19 protein-coding genes are annotated in these 19,980 nt (G+C 32.1%); 8 read left to right on the top strand and 11 right to left on the bottom strand.

Features of this window, described 5'->3' with window-relative positions:
- Positions 1–132: 132 nt before the first annotated feature.
- From IUY40_RS05140 to IUY40_RS05110, 7 genes are all read right to left on the bottom strand, one after another.
- Positions 133–699 carry a YceI family protein gene (locus IUY40_RS05140; RefSeq protein WP_195735793.1) on the bottom strand — a complete coding sequence of 189 codons (567 nt, stop codon included), beginning with the start codon at positions 697–699 and terminating at the stop codon, positions 133–135.
- 32 nt (positions 700–731) lie between these two features.
- The gene (locus IUY40_RS05135; RefSeq protein WP_195735792.1) at positions 732–1,364 is read right to left on the bottom strand and encodes an NAD(P)H-dependent oxidoreductase; all 633 of its coding nucleotides are present in this window, start codon (positions 1,362–1,364) and stop codon (positions 732–734) included.
- A 10-nt stretch (positions 1,365–1,374) separates the two neighbouring features.
- Positions 1,375–1,836 carry a MarR family transcriptional regulator gene (locus IUY40_RS05130; protein WP_195735791.1) on the bottom strand — a complete coding sequence of 154 codons (462 nt, stop codon included), beginning with the start codon at positions 1,834–1,836 and terminating at the stop codon, positions 1,375–1,377.
- 355 nt (positions 1,837–2,191) lie between these two features.
- Positions 2,192–2,608, bottom strand: a complete 417-nt coding sequence (locus IUY40_RS05125) for a DUF6691 family protein (RefSeq protein ID WP_195735790.1) — start codon at positions 2,606–2,608, stop codon at positions 2,192–2,194.
- 10 nt (positions 2,609–2,618) lie between these two features.
- The gene (locus IUY40_RS05120) at positions 2,619–3,188 is read right to left on the bottom strand and encodes a YeeE/YedE thiosulfate transporter family protein (RefSeq protein ID WP_195735789.1); all 570 of its coding nucleotides are present in this window, start codon (positions 3,186–3,188) and stop codon (positions 2,619–2,621) included.
- 48 nt (positions 3,189–3,236) lie between these two features.
- Positions 3,237–3,776 (bottom strand): hypothetical protein, encoded by a 540-nt coding sequence (locus IUY40_RS05115; protein WP_195735788.1) that lies wholly within the window; start codon positions 3,774–3,776, stop codon positions 3,237–3,239.
- 74 nt (positions 3,777–3,850) lie between these two features.
- On the bottom strand, positions 3,851–5,266 hold the full coding sequence (locus IUY40_RS05110) for an MBL fold metallo-hydrolase (protein WP_195735787.1): 1,416 nt from the start codon (positions 5,264–5,266) through the stop codon (positions 3,851–3,853).
- 331 nt (positions 5,267–5,597) lie between these two features.
- Between IUY40_RS05110 and IUY40_RS05105 the strand changes: the two genes are divergently transcribed.
- Together IUY40_RS05105 and cydB are read left to right on the top strand one after the other, a co-directional pair.
- The gene (locus tag IUY40_RS05105; protein ID WP_195735878.1) at positions 5,598–6,929 is read left to right on the top strand and encodes a cytochrome ubiquinol oxidase subunit I; all 1,332 of its coding nucleotides are present in this window, start codon (positions 5,598–5,600) and stop codon (positions 6,927–6,929) included.
- Positions 6,930–6,931: 2 nt separating this feature from the next.
- A complete protein-coding gene (gene cydB / locus IUY40_RS05100) occupies positions 6,932–8,008 on the top strand; it encodes a cytochrome d ubiquinol oxidase subunit II (RefSeq protein WP_195735786.1) in 1,077 nt (358 codons plus the stop codon).
- Between the two features lie 113 nt (positions 8,009–8,121).
- Here cydB and IUY40_RS05095 read toward each other — a convergent pair whose 3' ends face one another.
- From IUY40_RS05095 to IUY40_RS05085, 3 genes are all read right to left on the bottom strand, one after another.
- Complete coding sequence (locus IUY40_RS05095) at positions 8,122–9,159, bottom strand: SMI1/KNR4 family protein (RefSeq protein WP_195735785.1); 1,038 nt, start codon at positions 9,157–9,159, stop codon at positions 8,122–8,124.
- A 202-nt stretch (positions 9,160–9,361) separates the two neighbouring features.
- Entirely contained in the window at positions 9,362–10,147 is a 786-nt protein-coding gene (locus IUY40_RS05090) for a sulfite exporter TauE/SafE family protein (RefSeq protein ID WP_195735784.1), read from the bottom strand.
- 147 nt (positions 10,148–10,294) lie between these two features.
- On the bottom strand, positions 10,295–10,921 hold the full coding sequence (locus IUY40_RS05085; protein WP_195735783.1) for a Crp/Fnr family transcriptional regulator: 627 nt from the start codon (positions 10,919–10,921) through the stop codon (positions 10,295–10,297).
- A 398-nt stretch (positions 10,922–11,319) separates the two neighbouring features.
- Here IUY40_RS05085 and IUY40_RS05080 point away from each other — a divergent pair, with 398 nt between their 5' ends.
- The 3 genes from IUY40_RS05080 to IUY40_RS05070 all read left to right on the top strand — a co-directional run bounded on the left by IUY40_RS05080 (position 11,320) and on the right by IUY40_RS05070 (position 15,386).
- Positions 11,320–11,631 (top strand): rhodanese-like domain-containing protein, encoded by a 312-nt coding sequence (locus IUY40_RS05080; protein ID WP_195735782.1) that lies wholly within the window; start codon positions 11,320–11,322, stop codon positions 11,629–11,631.
- 71 nt (positions 11,632–11,702) lie between these two features.
- On the top strand, positions 11,703–13,283 hold the full coding sequence (locus IUY40_RS05075) for an NADP-dependent glyceraldehyde-3-phosphate dehydrogenase (protein ID WP_195735781.1): 1,581 nt from the start codon (positions 11,703–11,705) through the stop codon (positions 13,281–13,283).
- 219 nt (positions 13,284–13,502) lie between these two features.
- Positions 13,503–15,386 carry a M1 family metallopeptidase gene (locus tag IUY40_RS05070; RefSeq protein WP_195735780.1) on the top strand — a complete coding sequence of 628 codons (1,884 nt, stop codon included), beginning with the start codon at positions 13,503–13,505 and terminating at the stop codon, positions 15,384–15,386.
- Between the two features lie 73 nt (positions 15,387–15,459).
- Here the strand turns inward: IUY40_RS05070 and yaaA are convergent, their stop codons facing one another.
- On the bottom strand, positions 15,460–16,218 hold the full coding sequence (gene yaaA, locus IUY40_RS05065; protein ID WP_195735779.1) for a peroxide stress protein YaaA: 759 nt from the start codon (positions 16,216–16,218) through the stop codon (positions 15,460–15,462).
- A gap of 300 nt (positions 16,219–16,518) precedes the next feature.
- Here yaaA and IUY40_RS05060 point away from each other — a divergent pair, with 300 nt between their 5' ends.
- From IUY40_RS05060 to IUY40_RS05050, 3 genes are all read left to right on the top strand, one after another.
- On the top strand, positions 16,519–17,943 hold the full coding sequence (locus IUY40_RS05060) for an HD domain-containing protein (RefSeq protein WP_195735877.1): 1,425 nt from the start codon (positions 16,519–16,521) through the stop codon (positions 17,941–17,943).
- 142 nt (positions 17,944–18,085) lie between these two features.
- Positions 18,086–19,114, top strand: a complete 1,029-nt coding sequence (locus IUY40_RS05055; protein WP_195735778.1) for a COX15/CtaA family protein — start codon at positions 18,086–18,088, stop codon at positions 19,112–19,114.
- A 62-nt stretch (positions 19,115–19,176) separates the two neighbouring features.
- On the top strand, positions 19,177–19,959 hold the full coding sequence (locus tag IUY40_RS05050; protein WP_195735777.1) for a CDP-alcohol phosphatidyltransferase family protein: 783 nt from the start codon (positions 19,177–19,179) through the stop codon (positions 19,957–19,959).
- Positions 19,960–19,980 lie beyond the last annotated feature (21 nt).

Genomic DNA, 19,980 nt, shown 5'->3' with positions numbered 1-19,980 from the left:
GTGTTATTATACCTTTAAGAACGTTATTTTATTTGTTCATGACTGTATTATTTTTTAAAGTAAAATTTAAGGTATAAAAAAATCCCATTCGCCGTGACGAATGGGATTTTTTGAATTAGTAAGCGTAGGGTATTAGAATTTTAAAGCTACAGTTAATTCAAAATCATCATTGATAGTTTTATCTCCTAAGTTCGCAAAGAAATTTCCTGAGTTATATTTGATATCATATTTAGTTCTATCAACTTTTAATGCAGTTGTAGCAGTGTTACCTTTTACAGTAATATCAAAAGTTACTGGTTTAGTAATTCCTTTGATAGTTAAATCTGCAGTTACAGTATATACATCAGTTGCTTTTGCTCCGATAGTTTTGAAAACTAATTTTGCAGTTGGGAATTTTTCAGTTCCAAAAAAGTCATCAGCTTTTAAGTGACCGTTTAGTTTCCCTTGGTATTCACCAGAAAGGTCTGTTGCATTGATAGTAGTCATATCTACAGTGAAAGTTCCACCGGCCAATTTTTTCCCTTTAAATACTAATGCACCATCTTTTAGGTTTACAGTTCCAGAGTGCTCTCCAGTTACTTTTTTTCCAACCCATTTAACGGTACTTGTTTTAACGTCAATCTTTTTAGTTTGAGCGTTCATTGAAACTGAAGATAAAGCTACCACTAGGGCTAAAGCAATTGTTTTTAAATTTTTCATTTTGTTTGATTTTAATAAATTTGGATTAATAATTATAGTGTGATAAATAATTCTTCGTGAGATTTTCTTACTTTTTTATGATGCTGTGTTGCATCTTCTTCGTGTCTGTAACCTACAGTTGCAATTACCGAAGCATTTAAATGCAAAGTATCTAAACCAAGGATTTCATTAAAGGCAGCTGGATCAAAACCTTCCATTGGAGTAACGTCTATTTTTAATTCGGCAGCAGCATTCAATAAGTTACCTAAAGCCAAATAAGTTTGTTTAGATGTCCACGTGTTTTTTACATCAGCTGGGAGTGTAGAAATTTTAGATTTCATAAAATCACTATATCCAGATAATGACTCAGTAGGGATCCCTCTTGTTTCGCTTATGCTTTTGACGAATTTGTCAATTGCAGCATCACCAATATTGGTATCATTTGCAAAAACAATTAAATGAGAAGCATCAACAATTTGTGATTGTCCCCAAGCTGCTCCTTGTAATTTCGCTCTTAATTCTGGAGATTCAACAAAAATAACTTTGTATGGTTGTAAACCATATGAAGACGAACTTAAGCGTATTGCTTCTTTTAATGTGTTTATATCTTCAGCAGATATTTTTTTGGTCGCATCAAACTTTTTGGTTGCGTATCTCCAATTTTGATTTTCTAGGAAAGTATTCATTTTATTTGTATTAATTTTTTTGATTTCTAAATTTTTCTAGTAATTCATTTAATAATTCTAATTCATCTTTAGTCAGATTTTCAGAAAAAACATTTTCATGTTCTATTACTTTTGGGTCTAATTCTGTTAAAACTCCTAACCCTTTTTCCGTAATTAATACTTCTATTTTTCTTCTGTTATTTGGACATACATTTCTGGTAACAAAATCTTTCAACAATAACTTATCAACCAGTCGAGTTGTATTACTTGTCTTTGCCAACATGCGATCTTGTATAACACACATATTAGCCGGATTTCCTTTTTGCCCTCTTAATATACGTAACACATTATATTGTTCTCCTGATAAATCATAAGGTTTTAATACCTCATTAAATTTATCCTGAAGTACATTTTGTGTGTACATTATATTCAGAATAACTCTTTTTGGATTATCCATCTTAACGGTACTTTTTATTACATCTTCAATTGTCATAGTCGTCAGTGTATAATTTGTATATACAAATGTAGGTATGTTTTATATTTGTATATACAAGCGTTGAGTTAAATTTTTGTTAATATTATTTAAAGCAAGTTTTAGTGATAGGGAATTAAGTTTAAAATTAATTTATTATTTAAGTTTAATTAGGTGATTACTAAGTGTTTAATTGTTTTAAGTTATAAATGTCTTTGTCAAAGTTTTAAGTTTTAATAAAAGTTTTAAGTTGATGTATAAAAAATAACCCCACAGATTTTTAAATCTGTGGGGTTATTTTTTTGATATATCTAATAGAGGAAATTTTATTACTCCTCTAATTTGATGCATTCAATGTTTTTCGCTGCTCGATTGTTTAATGAGGTAATTTGTCTTTAAAGTAACCATAAACCCAAGTTCCTAGTATTGCACTTAATAGGGTTATAGAAATTACTGTAACTCCAGTTCCTATTTGTGCAAAAAGAGGGCCAGGGCAAGCTCCAGTAATAGCCCAACCAAAACCAAATAATAATCCGCCATAAATCTGACCTTTACTAAACGTTTTAGGCTCAATCTTGATTTCTTCTCCTTGAATAGTTTTTACTTTAAATTTTTTTATTAAAAAAACAGATAGCATTCCTACTGCAACTGCGCTTCCGATTACGCCATACATAAAGAAAGATTGTAAACGGAACATTTCCTGAATACGGTACCAACTAATGATTTCGGCTTTTACGAATACTATGCCGAATACAATTCCGACAAGCATATATTTTAAGTTTGAAATTTTCATTTTTAAGAATTTAAAGTGAAAGTATGTAAGGAAGAATCAGGTTTGCCATAACAAATCCGCCAATCATAAAGCAAATTGTCGCTACTAATGATGGCCATTGTAAATTAGAAATTCCCATGATTGAATGTCCGCTTGTACATCCGCCAGCATAACGCGTTCCGAAACCTACAAGAAAACCACCAATTACAATCATTATAAATCCACGTAATGTTAATAAACTTTCCCATGAAAAAAGCTGTGCAGGCATTAATCCTGAATTATCGGTAATACCATAAGTAGCTAATTCAGTAGTAAGTTTCGAGTTTATTTCGATAGCATTCGGATTTGATAAGAAAGCAGTCGCAATGACTCCACCTAAGAATATTCCGAATACAAAAAATAAATTCCAACTTTCTTTTTTCCAATCGTATTTAAAGAATGAAATGTTTGCAGGAATACACATGGCACATATATGGCGTAAAGACGAACTAATTCCGAATGCTTTGTTGCCAAAAATTAATAAAATAGGAACAGTTAAACCAATTAACGGACCTGAAACATACCAAGGCCAAGGTTCTTTTATAATTTCTAGTAGATTCATTTTTAAGTTTTATTTTAATAAATATTTTTTTCTTTTAATATGTAAATTTTATAAGACCCTGACAAAATCGCTTTCGGTTGCAGTGATGCAAAGTTTTAAGCCACAATTTTTGAACTTCATTGCAACATTATAAAAAGCAATTGTTGTTCTTAGCATTAATAATATACAAATTCCTGAGCTAATTTTATCAGCGAAAAAGGCAGATTCAGCATCTTTTTTATAAATTCCTGAAAATCCTCTTGCTTTACCAATGTCAATCCAATCTCTTGAACCAGAAATCCATTGACTATTTTCATGAGTATAATTTTTGCAAATGTACATTGTACTATCCCAACCATTATCTAGGCTGTAGTATAAACATAATGCTTCGGCTTTTTCAGAAGTAGCACGTTGGATACACTCATCCATTTTTTCTTCAATTTTTTTCTCATAACTTTTCAAATTGACTGCCATGATTTTGTTTATTAAATCTTGTGGAACAGTTAATTCTGATGCAACAGTTAGAGAAAAATTTTCAGCATTTTCAATTTCTCCTTTTTCAATAAATTCAATACAGGTTTCCCAGTTTTTATAATAATTCGTATTCATCTCTAAAGTTTACTTTTAGGATTTTTAGCAACAAAGGCTAAAACCTTTGTCACTTTGTACCTCTGCTACTTATTTTATTTTAAAATCTTACTTTGGCATACAAAATCAGATTTTGGAATTGTAGTTTTTGCAATAGCATTAAAACCACCTTCAACTTCGGTGAAGTTTCTAAATCCGCGTGCTTGTAATATCGATGCGGCTATCATACTTCTGTACCCACCAGCACAATGCAAATAAAAATGTTCTTTTGGATCAATATCTTTTACCCAGTCATTAATATATGCCAATGGTTTGTTGTAAGCATCTTCTATATGTTCGGCACTGTATTCTGTTTCTTTACGAATGTCGATTACTTTATTTTCTTCAGGTTTGAATTCGTTTGCAAATTGGTCAGGAGTAATTCTGTTTACGGTATCAATTTCGTAAGCTGCATTTTTCCATGCATCAAATCCACCTTCAAGATGTCCGATAATCGAATCGAAACCTACACGACTTAATCGAGTTACAGTTTCTTCTTCCAATCCATTTTCGGTTACTAATATAATAGGTTGTTTTACATCGGCAATTAGAGTACCTACCCAAGGAGCAAAATCGCCATTGATACCGATATTCACTGATTGCGGAATAAATCCTTTGCTAAAATCGCTGTTGTTTCTGGTATCCAAAATTAAAGCGCCAGTTTCTTCGGCTATAGCCTCAAATTCATCCACTTTTATAGCTTTCATTCCATTGTGTAAAACTGATTCGAAACTTTCGTAACCACTTTTGTTCATTGCTACATTCATGCTAAAATAAGCAGGAGGAGGCAATAACCCATCGGTTACTTCAGTAATAAATTCGGCTTCAGTCATATTAGCACGCAAAGCATAATTGGTTGCTTTTTGATTTCCAATTGTTGATACTGTTTCTTTACTCATGTTTTTACCACAAGCACTTCCTGCACCATGAGCCGGATATACAATAACATCATCTGGCAAAGTCATTATTTTTGTTCGTAGCGAATTAAATAATATTGCTGCTAATTGTTCTTGTGTCATTCCAGCGGCTTTTTGAGCTAAATCAGGACGGCCAACATCTCCTATGAATAAAGTATCTCCAGAAAAAAGCGCATAATCTTTTCCGCTTTCATCTATTAATAAATAGGAAGTACTCTCCATTGTATGGCCAGGAGTGTGCAACGCTTTTATGGTTATGTTTCCTAGTTTAAATTCCTGTCCGTCGGTTGCAGAAACACAATCGTATCCACATTCAGCATTTGGACCATAAATAATAGGTGCGTCAGTTTCTTTGCTCAAATCAACATGTCCAGAAACGAAATCGGCATGGAAATGAGTTTCAAAAATGTATTTTAGTTTTACCTGATCACGATTTAAACGGTCTAAGTAGGGTTGTATTTCTCTGAGCGGATCTATAATAGCAGCTTCTCCATTACAGGTAATGTAGTAAGCTCCTTGTGCTAAACATCCAGTATAAATTTGTTCAATTTTCATTGTTGTGTAATCTTAAATAATGTTTAGCAAAGGTAAGTTAGTTTTTTTGTTTAGCCAGTGACTAATGTTACACAAATTTGTTTTCGGTATTTAGAAAAAAAATTAACCATATAGGTTATGTAAGTAAATATAAGCATCATACTAATCATCGTAAAGCAAAACTTAAATAAACTTATATAGCTTAGACGTTTAAAAAAAATACGATTCAACTATTTTTGAAGTAGCTAAAAGTTTTAACAAAGGCAAGGTGATAAAGTGTTTTTATACGTAGTTTATGTTAGTTTTAATAGGTAAATTTGCGAGACCTCATAATAAAATAATATACGCTAGTATGGAAGAAATGCTTTTTTATGACCGAATGCAATTTGCATTTACCATAACCTTTCACTACCTCTTTCCGCAACTTACAATGGGACTTTCACTAATCATTGTATATTTTAAATGGAAATACCTCCGAACAAAAGAAGAACAATACAATCACGCCACTCATTTTTGGATGAGAATCTTTGCATTGAATTTTGCAATGGGTGTGGTTACGGGAATCCCGATGGAATTTCAGTTTGGAACCAATTGGGCTAAGTTTTCAGAATTAACAGGAGGGATTATCGGACAAACCCTTGCTATGGAAGGGATGTTTTCTTTTTTCTTAGAATCATCATTTCTTGGAATGTTTTTATTTGGCGAAAAACTGCTCGGGCATAAATGGCATTTTGTCACTGGATTATTAATCTGTATTGGTTCGTGGGCGAGTGGTTATTTAATAATAGCAACACATTCCTGGATGCAAAATCCAGTGGGGTATGAAATTCTTGAAAACGGAAGGTTTGTATTAACCAATTTTAAAGCCTTATTTCTTAATCCTTGGTTATGGCCTTCTTATTTGCATAATCAGGCTGCATCTATGGTAACGAGCTCATTTGTTGTTGCAGGAATTGGTGCTTTTTATATTTTGAGCAAAAAGAATCTTGCTTATGGGAAGTTATTCGTTAAGACTGGGGTCATTTTCGGATTGATTTCTTGTGTAATTGTAGCTGTTCCAACAGGTGATTTATTAGCTAAAAATGTTGTAAAATATCAGCCGGTGACTTTTGCTGCTATGGAAGGAATTTTTCATACTGAGAAAAAAGGATCTGAAATTGTTCTTATAGGTCAGCCCGATGTAAAAGATAAAAAACTTGATAATAAAATAGCAGTACCAAATATCTTGAGTTTCCTAACATACGGAAGCTGGCATGAAGAAATTAAAGGATTAGATCAGTTTGATGAAAGTATTCATCCAACTAATATCTCGGGACTCTATTATGCCTATCATATCATGGTAGGATTGGGAACGATATTTATTGGATTGATGGCTTTTGCAGTTCTTCAGCTTTGCAGGAAAAAGTTATTCGAAACCAAATGGATTTTATGGTCACTGCTTTTTATGCTTCCGTTTCCGTATATCGCTAATACCGCTGGATGGTACACTGCCGAATTAGGACGTCAGCCTTGGTTGGTTTATAATTTATTGCGTACTGCCGAAGGTGGCTCTCCAACAGTTTCTTCAGGGAATACATTGTTTACATTGTTAGGATTTATAGGATTATATCTTTTATTGGGCATGTTGTTTTTACTTTTGGTTGGGAAAATCATCAATAAAGGACCTCACACAGAAAAAATATAATTATGGAATTTTTTTGGTACGTAGTTTTAATGGGAATTCTAGCCGTGTACATTGTATTAGACGGTTATGATTTTGGTGCAGGAATTATTCATTTATTTTTTGCGAAAACAGAAAAAGATAAAAAAGCAATAACAAATGCAATTGGTCCTTTTTGGGATGCTAATGAAGTATGGATTATTGCAGCTGGAGGAGTTTTGTTTTTTGCTTTTCCAATATTATATGCTTCTTCATTCAGTGGGTTTTATTTACCATTGATTATGATTTTATGGTTGCTTATTTTTAGAGCAATAGGACTCGAAATGCGCGGACAAATTCATCATCCAATGTGGGAAGTGGTTTGGGATAAAGCATTCGGAATTGCGAGCTTATTACTAGCTTTATTCTTCGGAATTGCTTTAGGAAATATAGTTCGTGGTGTAAATTTAGGAATGGTTGTTAATGGAGTTTCGACTCAAGAAGCTCATTTCTTCTTTTTGCCTTTGTGGAATCCTACATTTAGTCCGCAAGCCAATGAATTAGGGATTATCGATTGGTTTACGTTGTTTCTGGGGATTGTGAGTGTAGTAGCTCTTACTATTCATGGAGCAAACTGGATTATTTTTAAAACCAATTCTTCATTAAATGAAAAGCTTAAAAATGTAGTTTTTAAACTTAACATCGTATTGTTGATTTTGGTATTTATATCCTTGCAAATCTGGCATTTTATTGAGCCAAAACCATTTCATAATTTTATTGAAACGCCCATTCTATGGATATTTCCTTTGATTACCTTTATTGGGATTATCGGTTTATTTAAAGTGCGCACCTATAAAAAAGATGGATCTGGATTTGTATTCTCGACTTTATTTCTTGTTGGAGGTTTTGCTTCAACGGCAGTTTCAATTTTCCCGAATGTATTACCATCAACAAATAATGTAAATCCTTCCTTAACGATTTACAATGCAGCAGCTCATGAATATGGATTATCTGTAGGGATGAGTTGGTTTTTTATCGCTTTGGCTTTGGTAATTGTATATTTCGTAATTCAATATAAAGTGTTCAGTGGCAAAATGGACGATATTGGGTATGGTGAGCATTAAGGGTTTTTATCCAAGAATATTAACGAATCGATTTATCAGTTTTTGTAAATAGCCATCGGTTTTAATCGATGGCTATTTATTTTATTGTCACAGATTAAAGAATATTGAAGAAGTTACTCTATAATATCTTTTAAAAAATCAACGAAGGAGTCTGCGTATTTTTCGAATTCCCATTTTCCATTTCCGTGCATACTTGTGTAAATTGGGGCATCGTTGTTTGTGATAGCTGAGATGTCAATGCAATATGGGTCAGCGCCAGCATCGGCAATTACAATATAATTGGGTGGCCAATCACTAAGAATTTCAGATGTCATTGAGTTAAATGAATAGCCATTTTGAGATTTGATTAAATCATCTGCTCCATATAAATTCAATCCTTGAAAGAATTTTTCATTATCAATAAACACGTTGATTGGAGAATAGTTTTTAAGAAATAACAGATAATTTTCGGGTAGTTTCCATTTTTGTTCTATTGCTTCAATTTTGTTTTTATCTGCTATAGCCAGCCAATCCGAAGGATTTGATAAATCTTGTTGCTTGCTTCTTTCTATTTTTAATTTGTTGTCTAGTTTAGAAACTGCTTTTTCTAGTTCTGTTTTTGGATTCTTTAATGATGGATGAGTTTGAGGTTCTTTATAACCTGAACCTAGTTTGTATTCTTTGCTTTTCCAATCTAATAATTCGTTAATCCTAAAGTTTTCAATTTTCCAATAACCAGGATCTTGTGGTAAATCACGGTCAAAAGGCTGTTTGCTGTGTGTGGCAATACTTTTGATAGCTTTTGCTCGAACGTCTGTTGGCAAGCTTTCGTTTTGAGCTAATTCAATGAGCGTTTTATATGCTTTTATTCCTTTTGTTTTTGTGAGTCCATCGATTCCCCAATAAGTAAGTTCTGGTTTTGTAATTGTCCATTCGAAGAAGTCACTATAATTTGTTTCGTCTTCTTTGACTAGATTAATAATATCAGTCAATAAGAATTCTCTCCAATGTAGCATTTTGCCATTTTTAGAATATTGGATAAAAATTTCGATAACTTTTTCTCTGTCAGACGGGGAGAAGCTTTTTATTAGTTTGTCTTTTATATTAGAAAATTTACTTCCATCATTTTCTGTAAATAAACTTTCTTCAAATTGTTCGATTGTTTTAGCCATAAGGTTGATTCGTAATATCAGTATCAAGTTAAATGTACTGAAAAAAGTTTCTTTGGCCTTACTATTATTCAATGATTTTTTTAATATACAATTCTAAACATAACCTCAAAATAGAGCGTTTTTCATCTTTGTCAAAGTTTAAAACTCTGACAAAGATTACTAAACAAGTAAAACTAAAAAACTATCCGCTTGGAACTTCTTCTTAAAAGAAAACTTCTTTTGTAATAATATAAAATCCCATAACAAGTACAAACCAACCAAAGATTGGTTTCAATTTAGCGCCATCAATTTTCTTAGAAAGTTGTGTTCCTATGAGCATCCCTAAAAGTGCAATACCTGATATTTTTAATAGGAAGTTATAATCTACAGGAGTTCCGATATATAAATCTCCACCAAAACCAATAGAAGAATTTATGAAAATAATAAGCAGTGAAGTCCCTACGGCTTGCTTCATCGGCAGATTAGCAAAGAATATCAAGGCAGGAATGATCAAAAAACCTCCGCCAGCACCAAGAAAACCGGTTACAATTCCAACTATAAATCCAATTATGCTTAGTTGAGTATAATTTGTTGTAGTTGTTTTTAGTTCTGGTTTGTTTTTTCGGATCATCGAAATTGCTGCCGTAATCATTAATATCGAAAAAATCAGCATGATTAAAAAATCCTTAGAAACAGTATAGGAAGCAACAGAGAATAATGTTGCTGCGATATGTGGGAAGATTACTTCTCGTATAATTAATATGGAAATAACGGATGGAACAGCAAAATAAAGTGCCGATTTTAGTTTGAGATTTCCCATTTTATAATGGCTATAACTCCCAAATAAAGCTGTAAGGCCAACAATAAATAAAGAATAGGTTGTTGCTTGCCCAGGATTTATCTTAAATAGATAAACTAAAATAGGAATCGTTAGTATAGATCCTCCACCGCCAATTAAACCTAATGATATTCCTATGATAATTGAAGCAAAATAACCTAAATATTCCATTGCTGTTTGTTTTGATACAAAGGTTGTTTCTTAAATCGTAAGGCACTGTAACATTTATCACATAAGAGGTTTTATTATTTTAGCACAGATTTCACAGATTAAATTGGCTTTTGTTACTTGTTTTTGCAAGAGATTGGGCAAACAAATTTATTTTAAAAGTTCAATTTGGTTTCGGTTCAATTTTACCAAACCACGTTGTTCCATTTTTTTGAGTAACCTCGAAATCACTTCTCTTGATGTATTGAGTTCAGTAGCAATTTCCTGGTGAGATGCTTTTAATTCGTTACAGCCGCAAGCATCTTTATGGCGCTTGAGATAAAATTCCAATCGTTCATCCATAGATCGGAAAGCGATGCTATCTACAACTTCTAGCACTTCTTCAAATCGGTTTCTGTATGTTTCTATTACAAACTCGTACCAGCTGCGGTGTTCCATCATCCATTTATCCATTAAGTTTAGTGGAATCATGACTACTGAAACATCTTCGACTACTTTAGCCATAATTTGGCTTTTTTCGCTCTTAGTGGCGCAAATCATCGATATAGCACAAGCTTGTCCTGGCTGTAAGTAGTACATAAAAAACTCACCGCCATCTTCGCCTTCACGATATATTTTGATTTTGCCTTTGGTTATCAAAACGGTATTTTTTATGTATTGCCCAGTTCGCATTAATATTGTTCCAGCTTCTGAATCCTGTATAGTAGCATTGCTTTCGATAGCTGAAATTAATTCATTAGAGAAATTTGGAAAAATACTTTTTAAAGGGTTTTGCATGAGTTGTTTTTTAACACTGAGAGAAATAATAATTTCACCATTAAGGAATTAAGAAAATCTTAGTTTTTTAAAACTTAATTTCTTAGATAGAATTAAATTTTAAAATTATATTTTTTTATCAAATTGAGTTTTAAAATTATAATTTATTACAAATATAGCCGATTATTATGGTATTAGTTTAGATAGGATATATGTTTAGTGGCTAATTCTTGTAAATAATAATATCCTGTTTTCTATGGGTTTTATAGACTATATTTTTAAAAATAATTTGTAGAAGCTAGAATTCATTGATTATTATATGTTTGCTAAAACGTTTTCTATGAATTATAACATAATTTGCAAATATGGGGTTTATTGTTTGCTAAAAACGTTGTAATTTTACCTGAAAATACGATATCATGAATTTATCACAAGAAGATTGGGTAGCTCAGTTTGAAGCTGACGAAAATGCAGTTATACTTGATGTAAGAACTGAAGACGAATATAATGATGGCTATATAGAAAATGCTCTTAATATTGATATCAATAAAGGACAGGCTTTTATATATGAGCTAGAAGAATTAGATAAAAATAAAAACTATTATGTGTATTGCCGTTCTGGAGCCAGAAGCGCTAAAGCGTGCCAAATAATGAATGAGATGGGGTTTAATAGCGCCTACAATTTATTAGGAGGAATACTGGCCTGGGAAGGAGATACCGTAACACCATAAACAAAAAAGAGGCGCATGCCTCTTTTTTGTTTTATAAAAACTAATAACCAAAAAACTAAAACAACCAAATAATGAGTTTTATACCAGAGGAATACCAAATAAATTCTCCATTGATACAGGATACCTATCTCGTAAATGGAGAATTAAAAAAATGGACAGGACAAACCACACCTGTATTTTCTACAATTTCTTCTACCGAAAAATATACGCCAACTCTATTAGGATCTATTCCTTTTATGGGAGAGGAAGAAGCTATAGAGGTTGTTGAGTCAGCAACTGCGGCTTATAACAAAGGACAAGGTTTATGGCCTACAATGAAAGTAGTGGATCGTATAAAATGTATGGAGAATTTTGTTTCTCAAATGAAAACTACCCGTACTGAAGTTGTAAAACTATTGATGTGGGAAATCGGAAAATCATTAGGAGACTCTGAGAAAGAATTTGATAGAACAGTAGAGTATATTTACGATACTATCGAAAGTTATAAAGAATTAAATACTAGTGGAGCAAGCTTTACCAAAGTACAAGGTATAAATGCCATGGTACGAAGAGGACCTCTTGGAGTTGTATTATGTCTTGGCCCGTATAATTACCCACTGAACGAAACATTTTCATTGCTTATTCCAGCATTGATTATGGGGAATCCTGTAATTTTTAAACCAGCAAAGCATGGTGTTTTATTAATATCGCCCTTATTAGAAGCTTTTAGGAGTAGTTTTCCAAAAGGAGCAATCAATATTGTATATGGTAGAGGCAGAGAGGTAGCATCGCCAATTATGAAATCAGGAAAAGTAGATATTCTGGCTTTAATCGGAAATAGTAAATCGGCTATTGCATTACAAGATCAACATCCGAATAAAAACAGATTGCGTTTAGTATTAGGATTAGAAGCAAAAAATCCTGCGATAATTTTGGCAGATGCCGATTTAGATTTGGCAATTCAGGAATGTATAACAGGAACATTGTCATTTAACGGACAACGTTGTACAGCCTTGAAGATTTTATATGTACACGAATCTATAGCCGAAGAATTTAATAAACGCTTTTCAGCAAAAGTAGATGCTTTGGTTTTTGGGAATCCGTGGGATAAATCGGTTTCACTAACGCCACTTCCAGAGCCAGAAAAACCGCATTATATACAGGAGTTAATTCATGATGCAACTCATAAAGGAGCAAAAGTAATTAATGAAAAAGGAGGATTACGTACAGAGAATTATATATTTCCTGCCGTTTTATTCCCTATAAATAAAAAAATGCGAGTATATCACGAAGAACAATTTGGACCAGTAGTACCGATTTTAACTTTCAAAGATATTCAAGAACCTTTGAACGATATGGCTGAGTCAAATTACGGACAACAAGTGAGTTTGTTTGGAAAAGACATTAAGACTATTGCACCACTTATAGATACTTTGGTAAACTTAGTGTGTAGAGTAAACCTGAATAGTTCTTGCCAGAGAGGACCGGATGTTTTCCCGTTTACAGGTCGTAAAGATTCGGCTGTAGGAACCTTAAGTATTCACGATGCATTGCGTTCGTTCTCTATTAGAACCTTTGTAGCATCAAAAGATAATGATTACAATAATGCCATTTTGCAAGAATTATTAAATAGTAAAGAATCGAATTTTATAAATACCGATTATATCTTGTAGTAGCTATTTTTTAATGTTTAAAGCCGTCTTGATCCTTTGGGAATAAGGCGGTTTTTTTGCTTAATTTAGAAACGATTTCTGTTTCTGTAATTCAAGATCTTTATTTTGATGGATATATGAGATAATAGAATAAATTTTAAGTATAATTGTAACAATGCAAAAAGATTCAGAACTAATATTAAGAACGTGATTTATAATTATTAAAAACAATTACCAATTATGAAAAGAAAAATATCTCAATTATTATTATTTGCCTTTCTATGCATAGCACAATATGGTTTTGCACAAGAATTGTATATGCCAAGAAATATTAAAGCGGCATACAAAAACGGAACTCGCTCAATGGATGGAAAACCAGGTAAGAACTATTGGCAGAATCATGGCAAATATACAATAGATCTAACAGTAAATCCAGATACTAAAATCGTAAGCGGAACTGAAACTATTATTTATGAAAATAATAGTAATGATACATTAAAACATTTGCCGATTCGATTTGTAAATAACCTTCATAAGCCGTCATCACCAAGAAGCGGAACAGTGAGTGATTATTTTTTGAGTGAAGGATTAACAATTACATCTTTAATAATCGAAGGCGAAACGTATAAAGAAGATGGAAGAAGTTGGGGAACTGTAGGAAGTGTAGAAATGAATAAACCAATGCTTCCGCATTCTAAAATTACAATTAATATCGATTGGAATTATCCGTTGTCTAAAGAAAGTGGAAGAGAAGGACAAATAGATAATACAACATTTTTTGTTGCTTATAGCTATCCTCGTGTTACGGTTTTGGATGATTATAACGGATGGGATATGTTGCCACATACAGACCGCCAAGAGTTTTATAATGATTTCAATGATTATGTATATTCTGTAAAGGCACCTAAGAATTATGTGGTTTATGGAACAGGAGATTTATTGAATCCAGATGAGGTTTTGCAACCAGAATTTTCAGCACGATTAAAGCAATCATATAGTACTGATGCCATTTTGCATATAGCAAATGAGCAAGAAATGAAAAGTGGTATTGTTACTAAGCAGAACGATTGGAATATTTGGAAATTTGAGGCCAAAAATATTTCAGATGTTTGTTTTGGTTTAAGTGATCATTATTTATGGGATGCAAGTAGTGTTATTGTAGATAATAAAACAAATCGTCGTGCAAGTGTTCAGGCAGCTTATGATGTAAAAGGAACTGATTTTGTTGTTTCTGTAAAGAACAATAGATATGCATTAGATTGGTTTTCGAATAATTGGCCAGGAATCCCTTATCCGTTTTCTAAAATGACAGCTTTTCAAGGGTTTGCAGATATGGAATACCCGATGATGTGTAACGATTCTCAGATGGGAGACCCTGTTTTTGCACAATTGGTTCAAGATCACGAAGTGGCACATACTTATTTCCCTTTTTATATGGGAACAAACGAAACACGTTATGCATTTATGGATGAAGGTTGGGCTACTACATTTGAATATTTAATAGGTATATCACAACGTGGTAAAGAAGCAGCAGATGAATTTTATAAAAAGTTCAGAGTAAATAGATATATTAATGATCCATCAGCAGAACAAGACCAGCCAATAATAGCAATGTCAACACAAGTTTCTGATGCTGGATATAGCAATAATTCCTATGGTAAATCATCATTGTCTTATTTGGCTTTAAAAGATTTACTTGGTGACGATCTTTTTAAAAAATCATTACATGCTTATATGGATAATTGGAACGGTAAGCACCCAATTCCTTGGGATTATTTTAATTCATTTAATAGCGCTTCAGGAAAAAACTTGAATTGGTTCTTTAATAATTGGTTTTTTACGAATAACTATATTGATATTGTTTTAGATAAAGTAGATACTAAAGCTAAGAAAACTATTGTAACAATTAAGAATCAAGGAGGATTTGCAATTCCTTTTGATGTAAATATCGTTTATACAGACAACACAAAAGAGACATTGCATCAAACACCTGCGGTATGGGAAAAAAATCAAAAGAATACTAGCGTTATTTTTAATGCTACCAAGAAAATTAAATCAATAACAGTTGATGGTGGAATTTTTGTAGATGCTACGCCAAAAAATAATACTTGGACTGCTAAATAACAATTTTATATTTATATAAAAAAACCGTCTCTTTCTTTATAGAATGAGACGGTTTTTTGTTTAATAATAAGTTTTATCGTGTAAAAACCAAATGATTTCCTTTAGAAAGATTGGCATCAAAATGATATCCTTCATAATTAAAACCTTTTAGATCATCAATAGTTTCAGCATTGGTATCTATAATGTAACGTACCATCATTCCTCTGGCTTTCTTGGCAAAGAAACTAATAATCTTGAGTTTCCCGTCTTTATAATCTTTAAAGTCAGGAGTAATTACAGGAACTTTTAAAGCCTTAACATCTACAGCAGAGAAATATTCATTACTCGCAAGATTTACAAATAACTCCTCTTTTTTGAGTTCTTTATTTAGCTTTTTTGTAACGGTTTCTTTCCAATATTCATATAGGTTTTTTGCTTCGCCAATAGGTAATTTGGTTCCCATTTCTAATCGGTAAGCTTGAATTAAATCTAATGGTTTTAAAATACCATACAAACCAGATAATATGCGAAGTTTGTCTTGTAAAACATCTAATTTTTCTACAGGAATTGTATAAGCGTCTAAGCCAGTATATACATCACCGTCAAAAGTAAATATTGCTGGTCGAGCATTTTCGGGAGTAAAAGGAGTTTTCCATTCCTGATTGCGTTCCCAGTTTAGTTGAGCCAATTTATCTGAAATATGCATTAATTCAGATAACTCGGAAGGTTTTTTTTGTTTTAAAACTTTATGAACTTGTCTGGCTTCTTTTAGTAAGCTAGCTTCAGTGTATTGAGAAGTTGGTAATTCTTTTTCGAAATTTAAAGACTTCGCTGGTGATATAACAATTTTCATTTTCTACTTTTTTGTACAGTCCCAAAAGTACAAATAGAAATCAAAAAAAGAACGGATATAGATTGATTTGTTCGATAGTAATATAGATCCATTGTATTAATGAATATAATAAAGAGATAAAATAATTTATTTTAATCTGGTTTTTAATGAAATTATATAGCTGAAAATGCTAAATATTAAAAAAAGTGTGCTTTAGATTATAAAAGGCGTATAGTATGTTGTAAATTTGCGCATGGTAAAATTAGCTATATATTATTTTACTATTATTTTATAAAAATTAGAGAATTCGTGGCTAAAGAAATAAATTATAAAGGAGCTCTGCAAAATAAAATTTTCGAAATTATCTCGCAGGCTTCTCAAGAACTTAATGTAGAAAGTTATGTAATTGGAGGATTTGTAAGAGACTTACTTTTAAATCGAGATTCCAAAAAAGACATTGACATAGTTGCTGTAGGAAGTGGAATAGAATTGGCATTAAAAGTTTCAGAATTACTACCAAAACAACCAAAAGTACAGGTTTTTAAAACATACGGAACAGCAATGTTGCGGTTTGAAGATACTGAAATTGAATTTGTTGGAGCACGAAAAGAATCCTATCATTTTGAAAGTCGTAATCCTGTTGTAGAGAATGGGACGCTTCAAGACGATCAAAATCGCCGTGATCTGACTATAAATGCATTGGCATTATCACTAAATAAAGCTACTTTCGGAGATTTATCAGATCCTTTTGATGGATTAACCGATTTAGAAAATAAAATCATCAAAACTCCTCTGGATCCAGATATTACTTTTTCTGATGATCCATTACGTATGCTGCGTGCCATTCGATTTGCAAATCAACTAGGATTTGAAATTGAAGAAAATTCATTGCAATCAATTACTAAAAATGCGGAGCGAATCAATATCATTTCAGGTGAGCGAATTGTCGATGAATTAAATAAAATTCTTTCTACAGATAAACCTTCAATTGGCTTTTTATTGTTGTTTCAAACAGGGCTTCTTGATATTATTTTACCTGAATTAACAGCTTTGAATCAAGTAGAAGAAATAGAAGGGCACACACATAAAAATAACTTTTATCATTCACTAGAGGTTGTCGATAATATTTGTCCAAATACCGATGATGTTTGGTTGCGTTGGTCGGCTTTATTGCATGATATTGGAAAAGCACCAACGAAACGTTTTAACAAAAAACAAGGCTGGACATTTCACGGACATGAGTTTTTAGGTGGGAAAATGGTCAAAAAGATATTTGAGCGTTTGCATATGCCATTGAATAACAAAATGAAGTTTGTGCAAAAGATGGTGATCATGAGTTCACGACCAATTGTATTATCACAAGATATTGTGACAGATAGTGCTGTTCGCCGTTTAGTTTTTGATGCTGGTGAAGATGTAGAGAATTTAATGACTTTATGTGAAGCAGATATAACTACTAAAAACCCTGGTAAATTCAAGAAATACCATAAAAATTTTGAAATTGTACGAAGGAAAATTGTTGAGGTTGAGGAACGTGATCATGTTCGCCAATTTCAGCCGCCAATTTCGGGAGAAGAGATTATGGAAATCTATAATTTAAAACCTTCCAGAGAAATAGGAGTCCTAAAAGAGGCCATAAAAGAAGCTATTCTCGAAGGTGAAATCCCAAATGAATATGAAGCAGCATACGAATTTATGCTAAAAAAAGGGAAAAAGTTAGGATTGGTTAAGGTTGCAAAGTATTAGAGGTTCTGAGAAACGTAGTCACTTAGCTTCTCAGTGTTTCAGTACCTTAATTAAATTAAATATAAAAAGTTTATTTATTAACCCAAAAATAGGAGATTCTGCAACTTTGCATCTTTGCAACTTTGTAGCTCAAGAAAATAAAATGAAAAGAGAAAATAAATCAGTAATCATTTGGCTATTGTCAGGATGTTTTTTATTGTTTTTAATGGTTGTTGTAGGAGGGATTACCCGATTAACAAATTCAGGATTGTCAATGACTGATTGGCACTTGGTAACAGATACTTTTCCGCCTATGAGTGAGGCAAAGTGGAATGAGGCTTTTGAGCAATATAAAAAGTTTCCAGAATATCAAAAAATTAATATTCATAATGATTTTCAGCTTTCAGATTATAAAATGATTTATTTCTGGGAATGGTTTCATCGTTTTATCGGACGTATCATTGGGTTGGTTTTCTTTATTCCTTTTGTTTATTTTTTAATCAAGAAGAAATTAGATAATTCCATAATAAAAAAATGTATTGTTCTTCTGGCAATGGGTGGTTTCCAAGGTTTTTTAGGATGGTTTATGGTACGAAGCGGCTTAATCGATAATCCAGATGTAAGTCATTTTAGACTTTCACTACATTTAACTTTTGCATTTATAACCTTTGCTTACACATTATGGGTGGCGCTGGATTTAATTTATCCTGAAAGGAATAGAATTACTATTAATGTTACTCTTCGTAACATTGCGAGGATAGCTTTGGTTTTTCTTTTGATACAAATAATTTATGGAGGATTTGTTGCCGGATTAAATGCTGGATTAATTCACAATCATTGGCCATTAATGAGCGACGGAGAATTTATTCATGACTCTGTTTTCATTGAACAACCTACGCTTATTAAAAATTTAATAGAAGGTAAAAGTGGAGTTCAGTTTGTACATAGAACATTTGCTTATGTAGTTGTTGCTATTATCCTTTTTTTATACTTTAAAAGCACACAATTCGCTCTTAATAAGACGCAATCTACAGGGATTAAAATATTAGTTGTTTTTGTGTTTTTGCAATTTATTTTAGGTGTTTTTACGCTTTTATATCATGTTCCGATTGCATTAGGTTTAATTCACCAAATAATGGCGTTTTTCCTTTTAAGTGCAATGACATACACATTACATAGATTAAGTAAATAATAATTCTTATTCATAAATTATACTGACTATATTGTCGCAACTCTTTTGTTTACAAAATACAGATGTCAAAACTTGCAGCACAAGATAAATTTTATGATTTATCAGATTATGGAAGGCCTTTTGGAAGGTTTTTTGCGAAAAAGTTACAAAACACACGATTTACACCTATAGATGTAACATTGCTTTTTGGGATTTCGGGATTAATTGCAATTTATTGTATTTTGGAAAATCACTTTTATTTAGCTGGTTTTTTTATAATATTAAAGTCTATTATCGATGCTGCCGATGGAGAATTGGCGCGTATAAAAAAAACGCCATCCTATACAGGAAGGTACCTTGATAGTATATTTGATATTATCTTGAACTTCTTGTTTTTGATAAGTATATGTCATGTTTCTAAAACAACTTTTTCGATTACAATACTTGCCTTTTTTTGCATTCAGTTGCAAGGCACATTATACAATTATTATTATGTGATTCTGCGAAATAAATCAGTTGGAGGAGATACAACCAGTAAGATTTTTGAAGATAAAATCCCTAAAGCTTTACCAGGAGAAAATCAAAAAGCAGTTGTTTTTTTACATCAGGTTTATACGATTGTATATGGACTTTTTGATAAAATAATCCACACACTTGATAATGATGCATATAAGGTTAAAAGATTCCCAAACTGGTTTATGACTTTTGTTTCCTTATACGGATTAGGTTTTCAATTATTGATTATAGCACTTATGCTGGCAATGGATGGCATTGAATATATAGCTCCTTTTTTTATAGGGTATTCTGTCCTGATTTTTGTAATGATAGGAATTAGAAAATATTTTTATTCTGTGGAAAGAAGTTAACCGCAAAGATTTATAATCTGT

It is taken from the genome of Flavobacterium sp. ALJ2, from assembly GCF_015594725.1.
Taxonomy (GTDB): domain Bacteria; phylum Bacteroidota; class Bacteroidia; order Flavobacteriales; family Flavobacteriaceae; genus Flavobacterium.
The sequence above is the reverse complement of the archived record's forward strand: the minus strand, read 5'-3'. Positions and strand labels throughout refer to the sequence as shown.